This window comes from Maribacter sedimenticola (genome assembly GCF_900188415.1).
Lineage (GTDB): Bacteria > Bacteroidota > Bacteroidia > Flavobacteriales > Flavobacteriaceae > Maribacter > Maribacter sedimenticola.
On record NZ_FZNV01000002.1, the window covers coordinates 573,892 to 598,346 of the forward strand.

Genomic DNA, 24,455 nt, shown 5'->3' on the forward strand with positions numbered 1-24,455 from the left:
ATGAATATTAACTATTAAAATATTTGCTGTTCCAAATGGCCGGATTGAAATTTTTACCCAGGGCAAAGCCATAAAAAATAACTACTGCAGCAATACACTTGAACACAAAAAAATACATGATCCAAAATTGGGCATTAGTACTGGATTTTGAGAAAAGACCATTGGGAATCATCAATGTGGCTACATAACTGATTATTAGTACAAGAACCGCTAAATTCACTATGTTTTTAAACGGCCACATCAATAACTTTCTCATGGGGTGTAGATCATTGCCCCATTTATGAATTAAATAAAAATAACCATTGCCTATTGGGGCAAAAAGTAAAGGATCATCCTTGTCTTCCAATTTAAATAGTTTGGATGGAGCTATAATTTTAAAACCTTTAATTTCCGTTTGATGTAAATTTTCCAATTGTTTTATTTTGGAGAGGGCTTCAACCGGTAGTTTTCCTTTAAAATATTTGGTATCCAAAAAGCGTAAGCGGTAATCTATACAAATGTTTTTTATATCATCAATGTGATAAATGTTTTCAAGTTTCAATTCATTTAACTTAAAATCATTTTGTAACATTTTTGAGGATGAAGATACATTGGTCTCAATACGGTCTAAATCTTCATCTACTTGAGAGAAAATTTCTAATACGTTATTAAGTAGGTTTTCTTCTGATTGTACACGCTTAGACTTAGCTTTGTGTAATTTTTTTTCAAGGTCTGTTTTAGGTAATAACATATCTCTTTCTTTAGCAATCCTCTCAAAGTTAGCCAATTAATGAGATTGTTGAAATTTTGTTTAATCTTAAAAAATGTTAATATTTTGTTAAATTGATGATTTGACTTATTTTGGATAGGTATAACATTGCCTATGTTGTATATTGACGGATAAATCGTGCATTTCATCGATTTTAATTATTTGAGCCCTAATTGAACTTACTATATGAAAAGATTGACATTGTGCATGTCATTGTGCACCCTAATGTTAGGTATTTATGCAAACGCGCAAACATCCTTGATCAAGCTCCCTATGGAGCAATTGCCTTCTAAATTAATTGTGTCAAAAAAGACCATAGAGGAGCGTACGGCAAGCTTTGAAAACTATTCTACACTTTCCTCCATATTAAAGTCTACCCATTTGGATAAGGTTTTGGCCTATGATGGAGAATTTACGGTGTTTGCACCATCAAATACAGCTTTTAAAAAATTGCCCAAGTTAACGGCGGATAAACTATTGGACCCTAAAAACAATAAAATTTTAAAAGATGTACTTTCATACCATATCATTGCGGGGAATTTTTCTGCATCTTCAATTCTTAGGGCCATGTGTAGGGGTAATGGTGTAGCAAGGTTTACCACGATCTTGGGAGAAAAGATAACGGCTACCATGAATGGCATTGATATTGTCCTCACCGATAATGCTGGGAACAAAGCTACAATTGTACGGGCAGATTCCACCCAATCTAATGGGGTTATTCATGAGATAGATGCCGTCTTTCTACCTGTACGGATTTACTGATTACCGTAAACTTGCTCCTAGTTTTTGTTCGTAATTTTTTTGAAGCTTGCTCATTATTTTCTCTATCTGCTTATCCGTCAGTGTACTCTTATCATCTTGGAGGGTGAAACTGACTGCATAGGATTTTTTGCCCTCCGGTAAGTTAGCACCTTCATAGACATCAAAAAGAGAAATATCCTTTAAGTATTTGCGCTCTACGCTCTCAGCCAATTCATAAAGCTCTTTATACGTAGTTTTCTGATCGAGCAACAAAGCAAAATCCCTCTTAACTTCTGGGTATTTAGGAATCTCTTTGTATAGTACTGGAGTATTGCTCAATTGTTTCAGGATTACGTCCCAATTAAAATCGGCAAATAAAATATCCTGTTTAATATCAAATTGCTTAAGAATGGTTTTTTTGACCAACCCAAAAGAAACCAAATTGTTTTTCTTATAAAATAAAGAAAGGCCTTCTGAGAATAAATTGGATTCCGTTGGCAAACTTTTTAGATCACTAAGTCCCAAACGGGTAAGAATGGTTTCTACAATTGTTTTTAATTCAAAAAAATTGGTTGCAACAGGTTTGCTGGTCCAACTTTCTGGTAAGGTGTTTCCGCACAAAAGAATACTGAGGTATTTATTTTCTATGCGTTTATTTTCTTTGGATAAATATGTTTTACCAAATTCAAATAATTTAAGATTTCCTCTTTTTCTATTGATGTTATAATTGGCCGTTTCTAGGGCAGAAAATAAGGAAGCTCGTCTAAGTACTGATAAATCTCCACTCAGGGGGTTAATGATCTGTACGGATTCCGTTTGGCTGTCATTTGTTTGCAACAGCTCGGCATAATTTGGATTGGTAAGGCTATTGGTAAGTATTTCATAATAGCCCTTAGATGCCAAAAGGTTGCCTATTGTATTTTGAATAATATGGTCCTCTGTAGGAGAAGTGGTAGCTATAGAGGCATTTAATTTATTACCAAAAGCAATATTGTTATATCCGTATACCCGTAAAATTTCTTCGATGACATCAACTTGGCGCTGAACATCCACTCTGTAGGAAGGTACTTCAAGCCCCATACCAGCTTCGGTAACGTTCTTTACTTTAATATCAAGTGATGCCAAAATGGATTTAATGGTATCCTGCGGAATTTCTTGCCCTATTAATTTATTTATTTTTTCAAAGGCCAGGAATACTTCAAAATTGGTGACTTTATTGGGGTACAGGTCAATAATATCTGATGTTATTTCGCCGCCGGCAATATCCTTTATGAGCAAAGCGGCTCGTTTAAGGCTGTATTCCACATTTTCAATATCAATACCGCGTTCAAACCTAAACGATGCATCCGTATTTAATCCATGTCTCTTTGCAGATTTCCGGATAGCCACCGGATTAAAATAAGCACTTTCTAAAAATATAGAGGTTGTACTCTCGGTAACACCGGAATCCAATCCACCAAAAATACCTGCCAGGCAAAGTGGATTTTTGGAATCACATATCATTAGATCATCTTCATGCAAGGTTCTTTCTACACCATCTAACGTTGTAAACTTGGTGCCTTTGGGCATGGTCTGAACAACAATTTTATGTCCTTTTATTTTTGCGGCATCAAAAGCATGTAAGGGCTGACCTAATTCGTGCAATACATAATTGGTAGCATCTACGACATTGTTCTTAGGTGTCAATCCTATGGATTTAAGTCTATTTTGTAGCCAAGTAGGAGAAGGCTGTACAATTAAATTGCTTAGCGTAACCCCACAATATCTAGGGGCCAAAGAAGAATCCTTTACATCTACGTCAATTTTTAACGAACGATCGTTTATGTTAAAATGACTGGTAGAAGGTGTAATCAGTTCCTTGGTAATTTCTTTTTGTTTTAGACCGGCCTTTAGGTCTCTTGCCACTCCAAAATGGCTCATGGCATCTGCACGATTGGGAGTTAGTCCAATTTCAAAGATTTCATCCAGCTCAATATCAAATAGCTCCGCACAAGGCGTACCTACCTTTAAATTTTTATCCAATACCATAATGCCTTCATGGCTTGTGCCCAATCCTAATTCGTCTTCGGCGCAAATCATACCGTGACTTTCCTCTCCTCGTATTTTTCCCTTTTTTATAGTCCAGGCTTCTCCTTCTGGGGTATATAAAGTAGTACCTATGGTAGCAACAGGTACTTTTTGCCCTGCCGCGACATTACTTGCGCCACAAACTATTTGTAGGGGATCTTCCAAGCCTATATCTACCATGGTAACATTCAACTTGTCCGCGTTGGTATGTTTTTCACAGCTAAGGACATGGCCTACGACCACTCCTTTTAGTCCTCCTTTAACAGATTCAAATTTTTCGACACCTTCAACCTCAAGTCCTAAATCGGTCAATAGTTCAGCGGTTTCATCAGATTCCCAATCTATTTTAATGAACTGTTTTAACCAGTTGTATGATATTTTCATTCAAATCATTTAAGGGCGCAAAGATAAAACAATGCCCGTAGACATTCAATATGGAGATAAGTGTTTCTTTTAATTTTTAATTGTGGGTTATATATCGTTATTTCGGGCCGTAAATGTATTGTGATGAAAATAGGTGTAAGAATCTTGATTTTTTGTATGTTGATAATATCCTGTAAGGAGCAAGTACAGGATGCAAGTTTGAACGAAGGAATCTGGCGTGTAGAATTGGAAGTAATGGACAACCAACTACTACCGTTTAATCTTAAAGTGGATAAGGGTGAGAATGGGGAATATATCATGAAAATCCTTAATGCGGATGAAGTGATTGAAGTAGATGAAATAAAGATTTTTGAAGATTCAATTATAATGCAGACCCCAGTGTTTGAGGGATATTTGGCAGGGACGTTTACCAATTCTTCAATAACCGGTTCTTTCGTAAAGGAAAGTTTGGACAGAATAGTACCGTTTAAGGCCGTATATGGAGAAGAAGAGCGTTTTTCAATAAAAAATTCCAGCAAAAAAAATGTATCCGGTATATGGGAAACCTATTTTAGTCCCCATACGGATGATGGTTATCTGGGTAAAGGTATATTCTTGCAAGAAGATAATAAGGTTACAGGTACTTTTAGAACTACGACTGGGGATTATAGATATTTGGACGGTGTCGTAGACGGGGACTCGTTAAAACTTTCCGCATTTGATGGGGCTCATGCCTTCTTGTTTACCGCAAAGGTTACGGATTCTAGTATGAACGGTATATTTTATTCCGGGAATCATTTTAAGGAACCTTTTATTGCGAGTAGAAATGAAGGTTTTGATTTACCAAGTCCAGATTCATTAACTTTTATAAAAGAGGGATATGATCAATTGGCGTTTGAATTTCCAAATATTAACGGGGTTACGGTTTCTTTGGCAGATGACCAATTTAAGGATAAGGTGGTCATTGTACAGTTAATGGGAACATGGTGCCCCAATTGCTTGGATGAGACAAAGTTTTTGGTGAATTACCTTGAGCAAAACCCCAATGAGGATATTGCAATCATAGGTTTGGCATTTGAATCTGTCAAGACAAAGGAGAAGGCTATTAAGGCAATTGAGCGTCTTACGGATAGGATAGGGGTAAAGTATCCTATTTTATTAGCGCAATATGGTTCTTATGATAAGGCAGAGGCCCAGAAAAAACTACCTATGCTTAATCATGTATTATCCTACCCAACTACCATATTTATTGATAAAAAAGGTGATGTAAGAAAAATTCATACCGGATTCAACGGTCCTGCAACGGGTGATAAATTTTTGGAATTTAAAAAGGAATTTAACGGGTTTATTGAGCAATTGCTACAAGAGTAATGATTAAATGATAGTAGATTTGCCTAAACCTATATTTTCATCGTTCATGGTAAAGGTGCCATCCAATTCCATGATGTTGTCCGCTATGAAATCACCTACGTAATTTGTTCCATATTTGGAACTTCCCATAATATCCGGAGTAACGATTTTTTTAGAAAACGATTTCAAAACGGCAGCCACTACAGCATCTGATTCTTCATCCATCTTAAAATGTTGCAATAACATGGCCATACTTAAAATAGATGCGACAGGGTTGGCAATATTCTTACCTTTTGCATCTGGATATGAACCGTGAATAGGCTCAAACATAGCGTATTCCAGTCCTACGGAGGCTGACGGTAACAAACCTATGGATCCGGCAATTACACTTCCTTGATCGGAAAGGATGTCGCCAAACATGTTGTCCGTAAGTATAACATCGAATTGAGATGGATTCAAGATCATCTGCACTGCGGCATTGTCAATAAAAAGGCAATCTAAAGTAACATCTGGGTAGCTCTCCGAAATAGAATGGACCACCCTGCGCCACAATCTTGAAGTTTCCAATACATTGGCCTTGTCTACCAAGGTAACTTTCTTCTTTCTTGAACGTGCTGATTTAAAGGCTAAATGTGCTATTCTACTAATTTCCGCTTCGGTATATGTGCAGGTATCCGTTGCTGAACTTTGGTCGTTGCCTACGGCTTTGTCCCCATAATATATGCCTCCTGATAATTCCCTAAAAATGACCAGGTCCGTATCCTTTACACTTTTTTTGGGCAGCGGAGATTGCTTTACGAGAGAGGGAAATACCTTTACGGGTCTAATATTTGCAAAAAGGCCAAGCTCCTTTCGTAATTTTAACAGGCCTTGTTCCGGCCAAACCTTGGCTTTAGGATTATCATCAAATTCTGGCAAGCCCAAAGCCCCAAATAGGGTGGCATCGGTATTTTTACAGATTTCCAATGTTTCATCGGGTAGTGGGGTGCCTGTTTTTTTAATCGCAGTTGCGCCTATTAACCCTTTTTTAAAAGTAAAGCTATGGCCAAAGGTTTCTTCAACAGAACGTAGGCATTTAATGGATTGGGCTACGACTTCGGGCCCAATACCATCACCTTCCAATACCGCGATATTTAAATGCATAATTAACTAATACGTTGTAAATCTATTTTTGAGGTTTCAACAATTTGGTGAATATCCTCGTCCTTGACCTCTTTTTTTGAATCTGCATAGGCCAAAAATTCTTCATACACGGTATCCAATTGGGTTTTGGTCAGTTCATAACCTACAATCTTGGCTCTATAGGCCAAAGCGGCCCTTCCGCTCCGTGCGGTAAGCACAATGGATGATTCCGTTACACCTACATCAGAGGGATCCATGATTTCATAAGTTTCCCTGTTTTTGATAACACCATCTTGATGAATACCGGAACTATGTGCAAATGCATTGGCCCCTACGATAGCTTTGTTGGGCTGAACCATCATTCCCATTTTATTGGAAACCATTTTACTGGTATCATAAAGAAGCTTGCTGTTTATGGTGGTATCTAAGTTAAGGTCCGGATGCTGGCGCATAATCATCACTACTTCTTCTAAGGAAGTATTGCCTGCCCGCTCCCCAATACCATTAATGGTACATTCTATCTGCCTGGCACCGTTCATAACGCCCGCTATGGAGTTTGCCGTAGCTAGGCCCAGGTCGTTATGACAATGACATGAAAGTATTGCCTTTTCTATTCCCTTTACGTTTTCCTTTAAATATTTGATTTTGCCGCCATATTCCTCCGGAAGGCAGTAACCTGTTGTATCTGGTATGTTAAGTACTGTAGCGCCTGCTTTTATAACGGCTTCGCAAACACGTGCCAAAAATTCATTGTCCGTTCTTCCTGCATCTTCAGCGTAAAACTCAACATCCTCTACAAAAGTCTTGGCATAGCTGACCGCTGCAACAGCGCGTTCTATAATGGCATCCCTGTTAGAATTGAACTTATATTTTATATGTGAGTCAGATGTACCTATACCTGTATGTATTCTTGGTGTCTTGGCATGTTTTAACGCCTCTGCGGCCACTTCAATATCTTTCCTTACCGCTCTGGTCAATCCGCAAACGGTAGCATTTTTAACGAGTTTTGCTATGGCTTCGACAGATTTAAAATCACCCGGACTTGAAACAGGGAAACCGGCTTCGATGATATTAACGCCCAATAAATCTAGACGCTCAGCGATGACCAATTTTTGGTCCATGTCCAACTTGCAGCCAGGGACCTGTTCTCCATCTCTTAATGTCGTGTCAAATATTTGTACTATATCTTTACTCATTATATTTATGTAATTTTACTCGTCAAACGAATATATAACCTAATACACAAAATTCATAAATTTTGTTACCACGTTTACAACGTTAAGACAGATTTTTAGGTATATAAAATGCTGAATTGCAATTATTTAAATACTTTTTTTTACGATGACAAATGCCCATAAAGATGCTTTGTTTGTTTTAGTGAAATCTCTTTCAAAATCTGAGAAGCGACAGTTCAAGCTTTATGTTGGCAGATTAGGGGTAAATACCGATGCAAAATTTCTGGCGCTTTTCAATTTATTGGATAAAATTAAGCAATATGATGAGAAAATAATACTAGAAAGTGGGATAGTTAAGAAAGCACAGTTATCTAACTTAAAAGCACATCTTTATAAGCAAATTTTAGTGAGCTTGCGCTTAAATCCCGTAAATCAGAATATTAGGGTGCAAATACGTGAGCAATTGGATTTTGCCACCATTTTATACCAAAAAGGACTGTATAAGCAAAGTCTTAAAATTCTTGACAAGGTAAAAACGATTGCCATTGAAAACGAGGAAAAGAATATAGCCTATGAGATCGTAGAGCTGGAAAAAATCATTGAAACCCAATATATTACGCGCAGTATACCGGATAGGGCTAATGAATTGGCCGTACAGGCGAAGGAATTGTCCGGTCATAATGTAATGACCAGCAAATTATCCAATCTTTCCCTTCAGTTATACGGAATGATGCTGAAAGTAGGTTATGTGCGCAGCGATGAGGATTACCAAAAAGTGAAAACGTATTTTAATGATCATTTGCCCTTGTACAATATTGAGGATTTAGGGTTTCGTGAAAAATTGTGGTTGTACAAAGCATATTTATGGTATAGTTTTTTGACTCAGGATTTCCTGTCGTGCTTTAAATATTCCAGTAAGTGGGTTGATCTTTTTTATGACCATAAGGACATGATTTACCTAAACCCTGTTTTCTTTTTAAAGGGTAACCATTATTTATTGGAATCATTGTTTTATGTCCAGTACAGTTCTCAATTTAAGGAGGTCCTTGAGCGTTTGGAACGAACCATAAAGGAAAAGGAATTTCCTGATAATGATAATATAAATTCTTTGGTGTTTATGTACATCAATGCCAATAAGTTAAACCTGCATTTTTTAGAGGGTACTTTTGAAAAAGGGTTGTATTTGGTAAAGATTATTGAATACGGAATCAATAAGCACAGGGATCGTATAGATGTGCACCATGTTATGGTTCTCTATTATAAAATAGCCTGTTTGTATTTTGGTATAGGGGATAACAAAACCTGTATTCAATATCTTAAAAAGATCATTGATAATAAAAATTTGAAGATGCGTGAAGATCTTATGTGTTTTGCACGGGTTTTAAGTCTTGTGGCGCACTATGAAGCTGGAATGGATTATCACTTGGAAATTCAGTTAAAAAGTACCTATAAGTTTCTTTTAAAAATGAACGATATGCATGCCGTGCAAAAGGAGATGATAAAATTTCTGAGAGGCTTGGGTAGCATTTACCCTAACGAGTTAAAGGCAGAGTTTCAAAAATTATATACAGAATTAAAAAAGTATGAAAATCATCCTTATGAGAAAAGGGCCTTTTTATATTTAGATATCCTATCATGGTTGGAAAGTCATTTACAAAATAAGCCGGTGTCGCAAATAATTCGCGAAAAAGCGATGGCACATAGTCGTTAAGGTAATTTCTGTTATGAAGAAATTACATCTACAGCATTTATTGGAAATTAATCTTGCCATGTTCTTTATTGCCACTTCTGGCGCATTGGGCAGATATGTTCAATTGCCCGTAACCGTAACTATAGGGGCTAGGGCCATTCTAGCATGTTTTGCACTAGTAGCATTCTGCTGGTACCAAAAATATTCTTTTAAGATAAAACGTAGCGATTGGACATTAATTGGGCTAACGGGAGTGCTTATGTGTGTGCATTGGTTAACCTATTTCTATGCCTTGCAATTATCTAGTGTGGCCATAGGTATGTTATCCTTGTTCACTTATCCTGTTATTACCGCTTTTTTGGAACCATTAGTGCTTGGTTCAAAATTTCAGCGGATACACTTTCTCTTGGCAGTCTTGGTTTTGGTAGGTATGTATATGCTAAGTCCTTCGCTGGATCTTAAAAATTCCAATTCCATTGCAGTTGGGTTTGGAATATTATCCGCATTGGTCTATGCTATTAGAAATATCTTGTTGAAAAAAAAGGTATCGGAATATAATGGATCTGTTATTATGGTATATCAAACAGCGATAACAGGGGTTGTTTTACTGCCTTTTCTGGGTACGGTGCCTTTGGTACAGGTGGTAACTCAATGGCAGGCATTAATTGCCTTGGCAATATTGACAACTGCTATTGGCCATACCTTGTTTTTAATGACCTTTAAACATTTTACCATTACCACGGTAAGTATTTTGAGTAGTATACAGCCAATTTATGGAATACTAATTGGGGCACTGTTTCTTGCGGAAATACCACAGGTCAATACTATAGTTGGCGGTATACTTATTTTAAGTTCTGTCGTGATTGAAAGTATTAGAACCAAATCTTAAAGTAGCAATATTTAATTATTGGGTTGTGTGCCTCTTGTAGTGGGACCAAATTGACTGATTATATTTTCTCCGAATTTAGTGAATTGTTCATTTTTAGCCATTTCCCTAACCTTTACAGGGTCAAAATCACCATTGAAATATAAAAAGGAACCGGACAGGTTATCGTTATTATAAATAAGGATTTCCTTTACTGAATTTCTTTTTTCACGTATGGAAACCACATTACGCTTAAGCTCATCGTTTTTCCTAAAGACTTCTATAAAGGAAGAACCCGTAATACCGTTCATTTGTGCATTTAAATATTGTGACCTGGCAGGGGTGGCACTTGGAAATTGCATAAATCGAAGGTCTTTTGTATTACCTACCAAAGCTTTCATTTCTGGAGAAATTTCACTGATCATTGCCAACATGAATTGGGGAACCCGTATTGCTGTTACCTGATCATCGTTTTTATGGTCATTATAAAAATTATCAATAGAATTATATCCGCCACAAGAAGATAAAATAGCAAGAAGGAAAATGAAAATTGGAAATCGGCTCATAATAATAAGTTTAGATTGCTTTAAAAATAGTGAAATTAAAGACATGCGTTCCATATAGGGTCATTAGGAGGTGGGGCCACAATTTCCATTTGTTCTTTTTTGACGGGATGCATGAATAAGAGCTTGCGGGCGTGTAAATGTATGCTTCCGTCTGCATTGCTCCGATTAAAACCATATTTTAGATCTCCTTTTATGGGGCATCCTATGGCGGTAAGCTGACTTCTTATTTGATGATGCCTTCCGGTTTCCAAATCAATTTCCAATAAGAAATAGTTTTGCAAACTCTTTAAGAGTTGATACGTAAGAATTGCTTTTTTACTGTCGTTTACCTCCTTTTGGTGGGCGTATGATTTATTCTGTTTGGTGTTGCGTTTTAACCAATGTACCAATCTTTTTTCATTATTCTTGGGTTTGTTCTTAACTATGGCCCAATACGTTTTTTTGGCTTCTTTTTCCGCAAACATCTTGTTAAGTCGGGGTAAAGCTTTTGAGGTTTTCGCAAATACCACAATACCGGAAGTAGGCCTATCTAAACGATGAACAACACCTAGATATACATTACCAGGTTTTTGATATTTCTTTTTCAAGAAAGCCTTTACGGTCTCGCTTAATGGCTGGTCTCCAGTTTTGTCTCCTTGAACAATATCTCCAGGACGTTTATTGATTACAATAAGGTGATTGTCCTCATAAAGGACCTGTAAATTTTCTATTGTAGAATGTTGTTTGTTTGACAAATTATTTTAGGCTAAAAAAAATTAAAATAGATTGAATAATATTTTGGATAATGCACGTGGTAATTAAAAAGTCCGCTGTTTTTATAATGATAAAGTTTTACTTTTGATCATTTCATATAATAAAAGTACAATGCCTATGGTTACGGCAACATCCGCTAGGTTAAAAATTCCTGTGCGCAAAAAAGCAAATCTTAGTTGAAAGGAATCTGTCACTGAGCCATATACTATCCGATCAATTAAATTACCTAGACCACCCCCAATAACCAATGCAAAAGCTGTAAGGGATAAAGGTTTTAAGGAGGATTTTGTTAGAATTCTATATAAAAGAATTCCCAACACCAATAATGGTATGGCCTGAAAAAAAATGCGCTTGACCAATGGAGGAAAATCTTGACCAAAACCAAACATTGCGCCAGTATTTTCAACATTTGTCACTATAAAATAATCCTTTATTACAGAATTGTATGATTGTGGTACTATTTCTAACCTTGTTAAAACTTTAACCAATTGATCGCTTGCTATGGTCAGTAATACAATAGATGAAATCCAAATTTTAGAAAAGTGGGTAGCGCCTTTCATTCATAAGGGTTCTAGTATTGCTCATCGTCATTTGGAAAATCCAATTGTTTAACATCATCCACGTAATTGGATATGGCTTTGCCCATCTCTTCATAAAGGTTCATATACCTCCTTAAGAAACGAGGATTGAACTCATGGGTCATACCCAATAGATCATGGACTACCAATACTTGTCCGTCTGCATATTTGCCCCCTCCAATACCAATTGTTGGTATGGTTAGACTTTCGGATACTTTTTTGGTAAGTTCTGCCGGAATTTTTTCAAGTACCAAACCAAAACAACCTAACTTCTCCAAAAGCTTTGCGTCTTCCATAAGCTGCTCCGCTTCTTCTTCTTCCTTGGCCCTTACGGTGTAGGTGCCAAATTTGTATATGGATTGTGGGGTTAAACCCAAATGTCCCATAACCGGTATTCCGGCGGCTAGTATACGTTTAACAGATTCCTTGATTTCTGCACCGCCCTCTAATTTTACTGCATGGGCACCACTTTCCTTCATTATCCGTATAGCTGAACGCAATGCTTCCTTTGGGTCACTTTGATAGCTTCCAAATGGTAAATCTACCACCACAAGCGCTCTATGTACCGCCCTGATAACGGAAGATGCATGATAAATCATTTGGTCCAATGTAATAGGTAGTGTAGTCTCGTGGCCGGCCATAACGTTACTGGCAGAATCACCAACTAAAATCACATCGACCTTGGCCGCATCAACGATTTTGGCCATAGAGTAATCATAAGCGGTCAGCATGGATATTTTTTCCCCGTGCTGTTTCATGTCCACCAATGATTTTACAGTGATTCTTTTATATTCTTTTTTTGCTGTTGACATAGTTAGTTTTTGATTTTTAGCACCATAAAAGTAAGGAGTTTTAACGACTAGACCGATTTTGAAAAGAAAATCAATTTATATTCTTATTTTACGCATAAACATGATTACCATGATTAAGAAATATGTCCTTTGCTTTTTAATAGGGTTGTTCTCTATAGTTCTTACTGCCCAAAACCAAGAGGAAGCGGCGGTAAAGCAAACTATTGAAGATTTTTTTAAGGCTTTTCATAAAAAAGATTCTTTGGCATTATATGAAATGGTTCATGAAACTATACGGCTACAGACCATAAAGACATCAAAAGATGGACAACCCGTTCTTTTTAATGAAGCATATGATACACTAGTAAGCTCAATCACAAAAATACCGGATACATTAAAATTTGAAGAGCGTATTTTGGATTATAACATTAAAATAGATGGGGCAATGGCCAACGCTTGGACCAAATATGAATTTTGGTTTAATAATGAATTTCATCATTGCGGTGTTAACTCATTTCAATTGTTTAAAGAAAACAATACATGGAAAATTATATACTTAATAGATACAAGAAGGGTTGAAGACTGTAAAGCTTCAACCCCAAAATAAGATAAATTTGTATTAATTACTTTCTCCAATCAATGGATTGTACCATATCCTCCGTTGGAAAATTTTCTGGAATCTTTTGTGTTACCTTTCCTGTAGCAGCCCATTCTGCTCCACGCTGTAGGGTAGTAATGAAGCCTACACATTCCATACTATAATCAAAATGACCCAATGTAGAATGAAAAACCCTTCCCTTGCCATAGTTTATGGCCATAAGTTGCGCTACATGTTGTCCTAATCCTTTTACGTTAGGGTCCCATGGTGGAGCGTTTTTCTCCACATCTGCAAATGCGGTGGCAAGAATTGTAGCATTTTCAAACGGACCTCTCATACGCTCGTAGAGTTCGTCTTGGGTGTGCAGCCATTTCTTAGGCAAACCTTTCATAATTGGATGTTCCGGAGCCCTTGTGGTCAATTGAAATTCATATTCGGCACCATGGGACCCACACACACCTTCACCATTGTCCTTGATCAATTCGCCAGCTTCGTTATAGTAAACATATGGGCCTGAACTTTCATCACGCCCTCCCCAGGCACCCAAACCTATCATTTTGTTGTATTCTTCCCATTCGCCCCAGGCATTGTTAGCGGCGTGTAATACTACCAATCCACCGCCTTTGGCCATATAGTCTTCAAAGGCTTTTCTTGTATCTGCTGGCCATAGTGGTGACCTTTCGCCCAAATTGGATACGATTAAGTCGTAATCGCTAAAATTTACTGTGAAATCAGATGTAGTAATCGGTGCATCGGATATGGCGTATTCCTTATCATTTAATGGATAATCTTCAATGAACATGGTATAGGCTTCCGGTCTGGATTGGTTGTATTTAATGCCTAACCAAACGGAATCCATACGTTCTATTTCTACGGTAAAGAGTTCTGTTTGTTCCAAATAGTCCTTGATCATCATGGTAGTTTTGGGCCATACATAATGATTGTTCTGACCATCAATGATCAATGCTTTAAGTTTAGCGGGCGGTTCTTCTTGGACTTCCTTTTTTTTCTCGCCACAAGAAATCATCAACAAACAGAATAATGGTAATGCCATTAGTTTTTTCATGGTTTTGCTATTTAAGTTGGATATGCTTTAGTACATATGCATATCTTGACTTTAAATGTACATGAAGTAGTTTAGATTACAAAAACTCCTGTTTTAATATCCTTAAATGAAATAATAGGAATATGTTGTCGATTAGTAAAACAGCATATATTTTAGCGTTAAAAATAAATTAAACAATGAAGTTATTAGGAATAGGGTCAAGGATTATACATGAAACATTTGGTAAAGGTGTAATTACCAATGTATCCTCCAAGCAATACTGGGTAACCTTTATGGAAAATGGACTGGAAACCATTGCTATAGATGAAACGTTTGATGTGGTCGAGGCCGTAGAGGCAGAGGTAGATACGGTAAGCTTTTTAGATGTGGAAACAACATTGGTCTCCATATTGCAAAAATGGAGCGATGTTACCCAACGGGTAGCTATAGCCGATAAATGGAAAGGAGGTAATCTTGTTCTAGAGCCGGGCGATACCTCTCTTACCAATAAAGAAATTCCTATAGATACATTTTTTCATAAGATCGTTATGGTACGTGATCGCATTAGGGTTATGGAACAGAAAATAAATTCCAGTAAAAATCTAGATGATCAGGAGAAAGTGGACCTTCAGCAATATATAACACGTATTTATGGTAGCTTAACTACGTTTAATGTGCTGTTTAAAAATAAGAGCGATCAGTTTACGGGAGCCAAGTCAGCCAATTAGAATTGTTGAAATGTTGGTTGGTTCAATCTTTTATTCGCCATGGAGGATTTAGTCTATTCTCTCCAGCATGATATAAAATAATTTGGTTACCGTCCCTATCCTTTAATCGGGCTTCTCTCCATTGCCATCTTTGATCTATTGGTAATTGATCAAATTCTATGCCTTTGTTTTGCAGCTCTTGAACATATGAATCTAGATCTTTACATTCAAAATAGACGTAGACGCCATCTCCTGTCGGCAATTTTTCAACCAGATGAATGGAAAATGTAGAACCGCCTTCCGGACATTCAAAGCGGGCGTAATGGGGTAGGGACTTTACAATTGGCTTTAGCCCTAGTTTTATATAAAATTCAAAAGATTCATTTAAGTTCAGCGAAGGAACGGTAATCTGGTTCAGGTTCATTGGTACACTTTTTAGACTTATGGATAATTGTATGGCTTAACCAACCAATGTAGTGGGTTGATGATGTACTGTAAAATTGCATGAATTTGCAATGAAACACATACGGTTTGCCTTTTCGTGAAGTGAATTGGCCAATGCTGTTAAAGTTCCATCGGTAATGGTAACAATAGGGTTAAGGGTTACCATAGTAAATTTACCGCTACCATCAACTGATTCTTCCATTGTTCCTTTTGCGTTGTCTACATAACTGGTGACCACAATCTTATGTACGCTACAAAGATGTAAAAACCATAGCATATGACAGGAGGACAAGGAGGATAGAAATAGGTCTTCAGGATTATATTTGGACTTATCACCTAAAAAAGAAGGGTCTGATGAACCTTGAATGGCATCATATTTTTCTGCAACCATGATTTCATGATCTCTGCTATATGATGCATAATTTAATGTCCCTTGCCCTTGATTGCCCGTCCATGTTACCTGTGTCTGATAATTATGATGTTTCATTTTTAATGCTATATGTTTCACTTTAAAATTAGATGTATGAATTTAAATCATTTTTATTTTAAGGTAGCAAGTTTGGTTTTAAACATTTTGGCAGCTGATGTATAGCCACCTTCTGTACCATCCACAAAATGGGCATGTTTGGTCTTCCTGTCCAAAACATAGCAAGACATTACGGATGCATGTGTAACATGAATTCCGTAAACAATTTTTTGTGCAGCCTCTAAGTGATCTAGATAGGAAATAAATTCATTTATTTTTGATTGCTCTGCCGTAAAGATGGTGTTGATGGTTCCGTCTAACATAAAAGTGTGCGAAAGTTGACCAATTTGGGTTAAATACCGTTTTCCTTCTTTTGAAAAATTAAAATATACTTTTCCAAATAGTGTCTGTATCCAGTGTTTAAGTACGTAAATGAGACTTTTGTTGGAAATACTAATTTTCATTTCCTCTAAAATTTTACCTAACCTAAAGTCCAATTTTAAACTATTGGAACGTATGGGTTGTCTTTTGTTGAATGTACCAAAGAGTAGGTTCATCTGTGTAAGCACATCCTTATAAATTGCGCTCTGCTGATTTTCATCTGCTACATCCAATAATAGACACACCACTTTTTTTTGTAATTGAACAGGGCTGATCTGTTCCCACCTGCATTGCATTCCTTCAAGGTTTAAAAGATTTTTTTTAAAGTTGGTATCGGTTTGTGCTACAAATGTTTGTTTAATGATTGCCTCTGCTTTTTTTAAACCGTTTCCCAAAACTATAGGAATGGTCAATTGTGGTGTTAGTTGATGTTTTAGGATTTTAATACATGTTTTTTCCGACACCAACTCTTCTGTGGATATATGGCCGACCCTTAGTAAAAGATTGGTGTTTCTTTTAATATGTAGACTATAATTTTTAAGAACAGTGATTATTTCCAACAACAGCATATCCGGAAGTAAAAAAGTAGCTCCGTCTCCACCAAAGAAATAAGGTATTTCTATATTCTTCTTTTTTTTCCTGACTGTATTTAAAACAGATATGATAGCGCCGGTTGCAGTAAGGTTTATTTGATGGTGTTTTCCCTCTTCAACCGCTTGTGTTGAATTTTCCACATCTACAACAACAACATGCCAAGAGTTTGGAATTGTTGAGAATTCAGTTTCAATACCAATAATTTCGTTCAGTGCCCTGGTCGATTTTTTTAGTTTGGAATAAAAGTAAATATCCCTCATTAAGGTGTTTTGAACAATGAAGTTGGAGTAATATGAGCTTCTGTTGATTCAGATAGGTTAAAACTAAATAATATTTAAGTAATAGGTCTAAAAAAATGCCTGCTATCTTATAATATTTAGAGGGTTAAACTAACTCTTTTTAAAAAGATGAATTAAGGATGAATAGTATGTCCACAATGAAGACCATGATTGGTAAGAGGGATAAACGAATTTCTAAACCCTAATTTAAGCTTTCAATTATTCTTTTAACAATATGGAATAGCCCAATAATATATGAGACTTATTAATACTGAATGAACGGATAAGTTACACCGCCTCTTTTTTTTCTGAAAGGTATTTCCAGTAACGTTTTGGTACGTGTTGGGTATGCAATTTTGTGTTTATACGGGATTTAATATTCGTGCTTTTAAAATAATTGGTCCAAAGATTTTGATATTCGTATTCTTCATCAGTAAAAGCAGTACTCTTTTCAAGACTATTGGTGTGTATCTCAGTAAGATCTAATGATATGACTTCAACCGATTTTAGGTCATAGAACAATCCGTACTTACGTTTAACATCATAAATTATCCATTGCTGGTCTGCATAACGATTTCTAAAGTGTTTGGAAATCAATGGTAAAACATCAAAATCAGGTTCTATATTGGCAAAATAGACACCGTCTTTTGTTAACTGAAACCTTATAAAGGCCTCCATACGATGCTTTTCACGACCCACTTTGTGTGCAATTTGATTGATTTTTAAGATACAATCATCGCTGAAATTAGTTGCGCTATTAATTTTACTTCCCATTAATTTTCTGATGTAGTGATAAAGCAGGGCTTCAATATTCCTATTTTCACTTAAAAACGTAAAATATATATTCTTAATAGCAGCATTACTTTTCTTGCGAATACCGTTCCATACTCGCTGTGCCTTTTCCACATTTGTAAAGATTATTTCTGTTTCAGCAAAAAGACCGCCTTGGTTTTGACCCTGACGTTGAATATCCGCATAAGATAGTTTTTGTTCATAGGCTATAAATACAGCCGTAAGAAAACCGTTAAAACTACCATCGTAAACAAGGGTTTTTGTAGTTTCCATATTTATGATTTAAATATTAAATAGTGTAAATAGTTGCCTTAAAATAGCTGCTCTTTTCTTAAGGTTACTTCTTATTAATACCAATTGGTAACCAAAGGCCAAAACATGGGAACGGCAATAGTCCCAAGCGTTTATCGGTCTAATATTGTCAGTAAACTTTAGTGTATAATTTTGATTCGGCATCATTTAAATAATTTTAAGTGTTACTTTAGTTAAATAAGGATAATTGATTGGTATATTGATTTTTGAATTTGCTTTTTGAATTTTGCAGTATCATACTTCTAATACGTGCGGCATCAAGGTCTCTGCGTTCCCAGTCCGTAGAATTGCAAATGATAAAAAATTTGGCCCTATTAAGTGCTACCCCCATTTTTTTTAAATGGTCCCAGTCTAATTTCCTAAATTTTCTACCGTTAAGTATTTTATTTACCGAGCCCATTCCAACACCTGGTATTCGCGCAAGCATATGTTTGTCCGCTTTATTGATATCTACGGGAAAGAAATTTAGATTCCTTAATGCCCACATCAATTTAGGGTCAATATCCATATCTAGATTTGGATTGTCTGCATCCAAAATTTCATTTACGCTAAAACCATAAAATCGCAACAACCAATCTGTTTGGTATAATCTATTTTCCCGTAGCATGGGAACCTCCGTTCCAAGGGATGGTAATCTGCTATCCATAGAAATAGGAACATACCCTGAGTAATACACCCTTTTCATATTGTAATTCTTGTAAAAATGGGTTGCGGAGTACATTATATCCTTATCGCTTTCTCCTGTGGCACCTACGATCATTTGGGTACTTTGCCCTGCAGGGGCATATTTAGCGGTATGTTTAATAATTTTTTTCTCCTCTTTGTAGCGAATGATTTCATTTTTGACCTTAAGCATCGGTTTTATGAAATCTGCATGATTTTTGTCCGGAGCCAGAAGTTTGAGACCGGATATTGTGGGGATTTCTATATTCACCGACAAGCGGTCAGCATATAATCCGGCCTCGTACATAAGTTCATCACTTGCACCGGGTATGGATTTTAAATGTATATAACCATTGAAGTTTTCCTCTTCCCTCAGTTTTTTGGCAACGGCAATGAGGCGTTCCATGGTATGGTCCGCACTTTTAAAAATACCGGAACTTAGAAATAATCCCTCAATATAATTTCTTCTATAGAAATTGATAGTCAGGTCTACAACCTCCTGAATTTTAAAGGCGGCCCGCTGTATATCGTTACTCTTCCTCGTTACACAGTAAGCACAATCAAAAATACAATGGTTGGTCAGAAGTATTTTTAATAGCGATACACACCTGCCATCTTCTGTATATGAATGGCAAATTCCATTTCCTGTGTTTCCTAGGCCATTGTTCTTGTTGGTTCTATTGCTACCACTACTGGAGCAGGAAACATCATATTTGGCCGCATCTGCCAAAATATTTAGTTTTTCTTTTATTCTATTAAAGTCCATAGCATTTTAGTAATAATTCCAAATTTATGGATATATTCCTAATTATGGAAATAATCCAAATAAAATTTTGGATATAATCCATATTGAGTATATTTGAAGAAGAATGGCGGAGAACCACTTAGTTAAACAAATTTGATTATGGAGAACGAGCTTACATTAAAACGATTTACGGATCTTAGAAGGGATTTGGGCTATACACAAGCAGATTTTGCGGCGTTATTGGGCGTATCCAATACTACGGCAGATATAGAAAGAGGGCGTACCAAATTATCGGGCAAGGTAGTGCTTGAGTTGCTAAAACAATTCAAGATAAATCCCCTTTGGCTTTTTGGGGAAAGTGATGAACAATATCTGGAAACTTCCAAGACCAGTGTTATTCCAAAAGTGGTTACAGTGGATACTTCCAACCAAGAAAATATGGTGTTGGTAAATGCTAAAGCTGCGGCGGGATATCCCCAGAATATATCCGATACTAGCTGGTACCAACAATTGCCGGCATTTGATTTACCAATTCCCGAATTTAGAAATGCTACCTATAGGGGCTTTCAGGTAGAAGGAGATAGTATGCTTCCCAATCTGCACCCTGGTGAGTGGGTTTTGGCAAGGGCAATAGAACATATTGATTATGTTAGTGCCAATAAAATGTATGTGGTGGTATTACAGGATTCCATAATGGTGAAGAAAATTGAAAAACGTCCAAATTCCAATAATATCACATTGGTTTCATTGAACGAGACGTATCCGCCTTATGATATCAAACCTTTCCAAATTCAGGAAATTTGGGAGGTAAGTAGTAAGATTACGTTTAATGTAGATGCTACCACGGATAATGGATTATTGCGACAACTACAAGAGTCTATGCAAGAGTTAAAGAATCAATTACAGCACGTTAAAAAGGTAAATTAAAGTGATACTTTAAATCTTTTTAATATACAGCCCGCTTTCTTTTAATGTAAACCCTAAGCTTTTATATAGCGAAATGGCTGCTGTTCTATGGTGGCCGCTAAATAATAAAATATCTTGAAGTTGTTCAGATTTTGCATGGTCTAGAAGCTTCTCCATTAGCTTTCTTCCTATACCCTTGCCTCTGTGGGTTTTTGCGACAACTACATCCTCGATCATACCTTTATGTCCGGATATTACTTTGTATTTGGCCATCATTGCAATACCTATTAACTTATTGTTATCCATGCAGATAACGATGTCCGTAGTTCCATATGCACTAAAAATTGAATTTAAATCCAATTGATCTAATTCGGCATTCAGTTCTAGGTATAACTGGGATAATTGCTGTTGCAGGTCGGAATTAACTTGTTCTTTGGTTAATAGTTGTATGGTCATAATTGGGTATTCTAAGTTTTAATAATGAACAATTTTGTAATGAGTCGGATTTACGGCAAGGCATTGACCGTTCCCATAGAAATGGTGAAAGGTCCTATGGAATGGGAGGTAGGTAGTAGTGCACCGGTTTCTGTTTCTTTCCAATCGTTCCAGGAAGCTTCCAAGCCTCCAATAGGAATAATATTTACCCACATTTGAAAACTTTTTGGTTTTCCACTAGGCTCCAAAATCCATAAATAGGAGTCTCCAGGGGTGTCGCCGCCTTTTTTATAGGTTACTAAAAGACCTTCGGAACCGTCTTCTAAATCTACCAAATAGCGTTCTGTACCAGCATCGAATACTTTATACGGGGCAACTAACCAAAAGGAATCATTATTGAAATAGCCAATTGCTTTTTCAATAAGGTCTTGACTTTCTTCATAAGATAGCCGAACGTCATCTTTATAAGCAATACTTGAGGAAGGACTTATAAGGTCAAGGGCTATACTGTAAGAATCCCACTTTATTTGAACCGTAGCCTTGGTTTTGTTCCAGGAGTATATGTGTTCATCCCTAAATGACCACTCCAATACTTGGGAATTGTTATACTTTTCATAGTGTAAAGCATCTAACATTCTATACGCTAATGCATCTGCTTCAGGTCCGGAAACACCTTGTGGCAGAGGTTTGTTATATGCATAATATAGCAGTACAAACCCTAGGCCCAACACTAATAATATTATGATTAATAGTTTAAATAATTTATTTAGCATATGTTGTTTAATTAATTGATATTAAGATGAAAAGAATAAAAATTTAATCTTTTTCAAAATGCATTTAGATTAGTCTAAAACCCAACTGCAGTATCGTCTCCGCGTGGATCGGCTCCTCCTTCAAGTTTACCGTTTTTAAGAATGCGTATTGCATCAACCTTACCAATGATAGGGGTGCGCTCTTCGTTTATTAAATATCCTTTTGATTTTAATTTTTCTTTTAATGGTGTTGAAAATCCATTGGGCTCAAATATAACCGCATCGGGCAACCATTGATGATGAAAGCGTGGCGCGTTCACAGCATCTTGCATACTCATATTAAATTCATATCCGTTTAAAATAGTCTGTGCTACCGCGGTAATAATCGTAGATCCCCCAGGGGTACCTACCACCATCCACAATTCTCCATTCTTTTCAACAATGGTGGGGGTCATGCTACTTAACATTCTTTTTTCTGGTTCAATGCTGTTGGCTTCTGCACCTACCAATCCAAACATATTGGGAACTCCAGCTTTGGCACTAAAATCGTCCATTTCATTATTTAGGAAAAAGCCAAGTTCATCACAGTATAGTTTGGAGCCAAAATTGCCGTTTAACGTAGTTGTAACCGATACGGCATTGCCCTCCTTGTCTACAATGGAGTAATGTGTGGTTTCCATACTTTCAACAATTTCAACGTTACCATGGGCAATAGTTTCCGACTTTGTTGCTTTATCCCAAGAAAAATCTTCCATACGGTTCTTTAGATAAGTTTTGTCTAGAAGAGAAGATGTTGGGATATCAACAAAATCAGGATCTCCTAAAAAATAGTTTCTATCCGCATAGGCACGCCTAGAAGCCTCGGTAAACAATTGTATCGCCTTTTCGCTATTATGTCCAAATGAGGCAATATCATAAGGTTCTATCATTTCAAATATTTGGTTCATGGTAACGCCACCGCTACTAGGAGGTCCCATGGAGATAATTTTTAAAACCTTATAGTTGAACACCACGGGCGTTCTCCAAACCGCATTATAATTGGCAAGGTCGTCCATGGTTATAAAACCGCCGTTTGCTTGTACAAAATCTGATAATTTTTGAGCGATTTCCCCTTTGTAAAAACCGTCCCTGCCTTGTTCGGAAATGGTGCGCAGTGTCCGTGCCAAATTTGGATATGTTATGATATCGCCTTCTTTATAAATTTTGGCAAATTTGGTACTGTCGCTATTGACTTCAATGAATACCTCCTGATAATTCTTAAGTATTTCAGCTTGTTTGGCAGTTATTTTAACTCCATTTTCCGCTAAGGCAATAACGGGTTCAAAAATTTCCTTTAAAGACATTTTTCCAAATTTCTTATGTACTTCAATGATACCTGCGACCGAACCTGGAACCCCTACGGAGGTTGAGCCCAATGTGCTCATGTCCGGAATAACATTACCCAATGAATCCAAGTACATATCCTTATGGGCGGATTTGGGGGCCTTTTCCCTAAAATCCAATGAGCCAATATTGCCATTTGCCTGTCTATAGACCATAAATCCTCCACCACCAATATTTCCGGCCCTGGGGTAAGCTACGGCAAGTGCCAATTGTGTGCCGATCATGGCATCAAATGCATTACCGCCTTTTTCCATAATATCGCTCCCAATTTTGGAAGCTTCTTGCCTGGCGGAAACTACCATGGCATTTTCCGTAACCGTTCCTGTCGGAACCGCCGGATTCTGTTTGCACTGACAGCAAATAATTAGCGTTAACAACGCAAACGCAGTTTTTAGTGGTCTCATTTTTGGTGGTATTATAGGTTTATATTATGTATTATAAATATGTATATTTCAAATGTTTATATTTTTTCATTTATCAATTTGTATTTTAGTTTGGAATAGGTGATGAGTTCGGTAAAAAATTCTGTAAACTCGTGCTCAAAAGCGTGGTAATGTTCCTCCAGGTCCGTAATCGCAAAATTCATTTTGGACCTATTTTTAGTTCTGCGGTTCATTCCGTTCAAGACTTTTGCTATCCCATCCATATTGGAATAGTTGTAGATCCAGTTATCGGCGATCATATACGGCATCATACGTTTTACACCATCCGGTAACACCTCGAAATTATCTTCAAGAAGATCATAAAATCGATCTACATAGACATCCAAAGGAACATCGGAATAGGTTTTCCAATTTTTGGCCAAAAAATGATCATAGAAGATATCCACTATGACCCTGCTGTAATGTCCATAATTCTCATGGAGACGTTTACTGCTTATTTTCGGTATGGGGTGAGTATCGGTAAAAGTGTCTATATGTCTATGTAATTTAATCCCCTTTTGTATCCTTTTAGGTAAATGCTGGTACTTATTACCTCTAATACTATCGGCAATAAAATTTCCTAAGGTTATTTCATCATCGTCAAATGACAGATAAATATGGGCTAAAAAGTTCATTCACCTATTTTATGCAATATAAATCGAATTTACAAAGAAGGACAATAGCGGTACAAATGAACCGTTTATATTTGCAAAAACTTATTAA

The 24,455-nt window shown here is 36.7% G+C and carries 25 protein-coding genes; 7 read left to right on the plus strand and 18 right to left on the minus strand.

What is annotated here, in order from left to right:
* Positions 1–7: 7 nt before the first annotated feature.
* Complete coding sequence (locus CHB68_RS07525; RefSeq protein WP_089260236.1) at positions 8–730, minus strand: hypothetical protein; 723 nt, start codon at positions 728–730, stop codon at positions 8–10.
* 204 nt (positions 731–934) lie between these two features.
* Here CHB68_RS07525 and CHB68_RS07530 point away from each other — a divergent pair, with 204 nt between their 5' ends.
* Entirely contained in the window at positions 935–1,510 is a 576-nt protein-coding gene (locus CHB68_RS07530; RefSeq protein WP_089260237.1) for a fasciclin domain-containing protein, read from the plus strand.
* Here CHB68_RS07530 and pheT read toward each other — a convergent pair whose 3' ends face one another.
* On the minus strand, positions 1,511–3,940 hold the full coding sequence (gene pheT / locus CHB68_RS07535; RefSeq protein ID WP_089260238.1) for a phenylalanine--tRNA ligase subunit beta: 2,430 nt from the start codon (positions 3,938–3,940) through the stop codon (positions 1,511–1,513).
* A gap of 123 nt (positions 3,941–4,063) precedes the next feature.
* Here pheT and CHB68_RS07540 point away from each other — a divergent pair, with 123 nt between their 5' ends.
* Entirely contained in the window at positions 4,064–5,290 is a 1,227-nt protein-coding gene (locus CHB68_RS07540; RefSeq protein ID WP_089260239.1) for a peroxiredoxin family protein, read from the plus strand.
* Between the two features lie 3 nt (positions 5,291–5,293).
* On the opposite strand, the gene leuB is transcribed toward CHB68_RS07540, so the two are convergent.
* A complete protein-coding gene (leuB, locus tag CHB68_RS07545; protein ID WP_089260240.1) occupies positions 5,294–6,412 on the minus strand; it encodes a 3-isopropylmalate dehydrogenase in 1,119 nt (372 codons plus the stop codon).
* Positions 6,413–6,414: 2 nt separating this feature from the next.
* On the minus strand, positions 6,415–7,587 hold the full coding sequence (locus CHB68_RS07550; protein WP_089260241.1) for a 2-isopropylmalate synthase: 1,173 nt from the start codon (positions 7,585–7,587) through the stop codon (positions 6,415–6,417).
* A gap of 145 nt (positions 7,588–7,732) precedes the next feature.
* Between CHB68_RS07550 and CHB68_RS07555 the strand changes: the two genes are divergently transcribed.
* Together CHB68_RS07555 and CHB68_RS07560 are read left to right on the plus strand one after the other, a co-directional pair.
* The gene (locus tag CHB68_RS07555) at positions 7,733–9,277 is read left to right on the plus strand and encodes a hypothetical protein (RefSeq protein WP_089260242.1); all 1,545 of its coding nucleotides are present in this window, start codon (positions 7,733–7,735) and stop codon (positions 9,275–9,277) included.
* Positions 9,278–9,290: 13 nt separating this feature from the next.
* Complete coding sequence (locus CHB68_RS07560) at positions 9,291–10,145, plus strand: DMT family transporter (RefSeq protein ID WP_245838866.1); 855 nt, start codon at positions 9,291–9,293, stop codon at positions 10,143–10,145.
* Between the two features lie 11 nt (positions 10,146–10,156).
* On the opposite strand, the gene CHB68_RS07565 is transcribed toward CHB68_RS07560, so the two are convergent.
* The 4 genes from CHB68_RS07565 to panB all read right to left on the minus strand — a co-directional run bounded on the left by CHB68_RS07565 (position 10,157) and on the right by panB (position 12,830).
* A complete protein-coding gene (locus tag CHB68_RS07565) occupies positions 10,157–10,687 on the minus strand; it encodes a DUF4252 domain-containing protein (RefSeq protein ID WP_245838868.1) in 531 nt (176 codons plus the stop codon).
* A gap of 35 nt (positions 10,688–10,722) precedes the next feature.
* A complete protein-coding gene (locus tag CHB68_RS07570; RefSeq protein WP_089260244.1) occupies positions 10,723–11,421 on the minus strand; it encodes an RluA family pseudouridine synthase in 699 nt (232 codons plus the stop codon).
* An 81-nt stretch (positions 11,422–11,502) separates the two neighbouring features.
* A complete protein-coding gene (gene lspA, locus CHB68_RS07575) occupies positions 11,503–12,000 on the minus strand; it encodes a signal peptidase II (RefSeq protein WP_089260245.1) in 498 nt (165 codons plus the stop codon).
* An 11-nt stretch (positions 12,001–12,011) separates the two neighbouring features.
* Positions 12,012–12,830 carry a 3-methyl-2-oxobutanoate hydroxymethyltransferase gene (panB, locus tag CHB68_RS07580; RefSeq protein WP_089260246.1) on the minus strand — a complete coding sequence of 273 codons (819 nt, stop codon included), beginning with the start codon at positions 12,828–12,830 and terminating at the stop codon, positions 12,012–12,014.
* A 109-nt stretch (positions 12,831–12,939) separates the two neighbouring features.
* Between panB and CHB68_RS07585 the strand changes: the two genes are divergently transcribed.
* A complete protein-coding gene (locus CHB68_RS07585) occupies positions 12,940–13,416 on the plus strand; it encodes a nuclear transport factor 2 family protein (RefSeq protein WP_245838870.1) in 477 nt (158 codons plus the stop codon).
* A gap of 16 nt (positions 13,417–13,432) precedes the next feature.
* Here the strand turns inward: CHB68_RS07585 and CHB68_RS07590 are convergent, their stop codons facing one another.
* Entirely contained in the window at positions 13,433–14,473 is a 1,041-nt protein-coding gene (locus tag CHB68_RS07590) for a ThuA domain-containing protein (protein WP_179213161.1), read from the minus strand.
* Positions 14,474–14,649: 176 nt separating this feature from the next.
* On the opposite strand from CHB68_RS07590, the gene CHB68_RS07595 reads away from it, so the two are divergent.
* The gene (locus CHB68_RS07595) at positions 14,650–15,180 is read left to right on the plus strand and encodes a hypothetical protein (protein ID WP_089260247.1); all 531 of its coding nucleotides are present in this window, start codon (positions 14,650–14,652) and stop codon (positions 15,178–15,180) included.
* A gap of 22 nt (positions 15,181–15,202) precedes the next feature.
* Here CHB68_RS07595 and CHB68_RS07600 read toward each other — a convergent pair whose 3' ends face one another.
* The 5 genes from CHB68_RS07600 to CHB68_RS07620 all read right to left on the minus strand — a co-directional run bounded on the left by CHB68_RS07600 (position 15,203) and on the right by CHB68_RS07620 (position 19,855).
* A complete protein-coding gene (locus tag CHB68_RS07600; protein ID WP_089260248.1) occupies positions 15,203–15,583 on the minus strand; it encodes a VOC family protein in 381 nt (126 codons plus the stop codon).
* Between the two features lie 36 nt (positions 15,584–15,619).
* On the minus strand, positions 15,620–16,090 hold the full coding sequence (locus CHB68_RS07605) for an OsmC family protein (protein WP_089260249.1): 471 nt from the start codon (positions 16,088–16,090) through the stop codon (positions 15,620–15,622).
* 53 nt (positions 16,091–16,143) lie between these two features.
* Positions 16,144–17,304, minus strand: a complete 1,161-nt coding sequence (locus tag CHB68_RS07610; RefSeq protein WP_089260250.1) for a DUF3095 family protein — start codon at positions 17,302–17,304, stop codon at positions 16,144–16,146.
* Between the two features lie 306 nt (positions 17,305–17,610).
* A complete protein-coding gene (locus tag CHB68_RS07615; RefSeq protein ID WP_089260251.1) occupies positions 17,611–18,387 on the minus strand; it encodes a TIGR03915 family putative DNA repair protein in 777 nt (258 codons plus the stop codon).
* A gap of 208 nt (positions 18,388–18,595) precedes the next feature.
* A complete protein-coding gene (locus CHB68_RS07620; RefSeq protein ID WP_089260252.1) occupies positions 18,596–19,855 on the minus strand; it encodes a putative DNA modification/repair radical SAM protein in 1,260 nt (419 codons plus the stop codon).
* A 138-nt stretch (positions 19,856–19,993) separates the two neighbouring features.
* Here CHB68_RS07620 and CHB68_RS07625 point away from each other — a divergent pair, with 138 nt between their 5' ends.
* The gene (locus tag CHB68_RS07625) at positions 19,994–20,761 is read left to right on the plus strand and encodes an XRE family transcriptional regulator (protein WP_089260253.1); all 768 of its coding nucleotides are present in this window, start codon (positions 19,994–19,996) and stop codon (positions 20,759–20,761) included.
* 9 nt (positions 20,762–20,770) lie between these two features.
* Here CHB68_RS07625 and CHB68_RS07630 read toward each other — a convergent pair whose 3' ends face one another.
* The 4 genes from CHB68_RS07630 to CHB68_RS07645 all read right to left on the minus strand — a co-directional run bounded on the left by CHB68_RS07630 (position 20,771) and on the right by CHB68_RS07645 (position 24,367).
* A complete protein-coding gene (locus CHB68_RS07630; RefSeq protein ID WP_089260254.1) occupies positions 20,771–21,196 on the minus strand; it encodes a GNAT family N-acetyltransferase in 426 nt (141 codons plus the stop codon).
* Positions 21,197–21,246: 50 nt separating this feature from the next.
* Positions 21,247–21,948, minus strand: a complete 702-nt coding sequence (locus CHB68_RS07635; RefSeq protein WP_089260255.1) for a hypothetical protein — start codon at positions 21,946–21,948, stop codon at positions 21,247–21,249.
* A 74-nt stretch (positions 21,949–22,022) separates the two neighbouring features.
* Positions 22,023–23,714: a gamma-glutamyltransferase gene (gene ggt, locus CHB68_RS07640; RefSeq protein ID WP_089260256.1), complete on the minus strand. Its 1,692-nt coding sequence runs from the start codon at positions 23,712–23,714 to the stop codon at positions 22,023–22,025.
* A 56-nt stretch (positions 23,715–23,770) separates the two neighbouring features.
* A complete protein-coding gene (locus CHB68_RS07645) occupies positions 23,771–24,367 on the minus strand; it encodes an acyl carrier protein phosphodiesterase (RefSeq protein ID WP_089260257.1) in 597 nt (198 codons plus the stop codon).
* Positions 24,368–24,455: the final 88 nt, after the last annotated feature.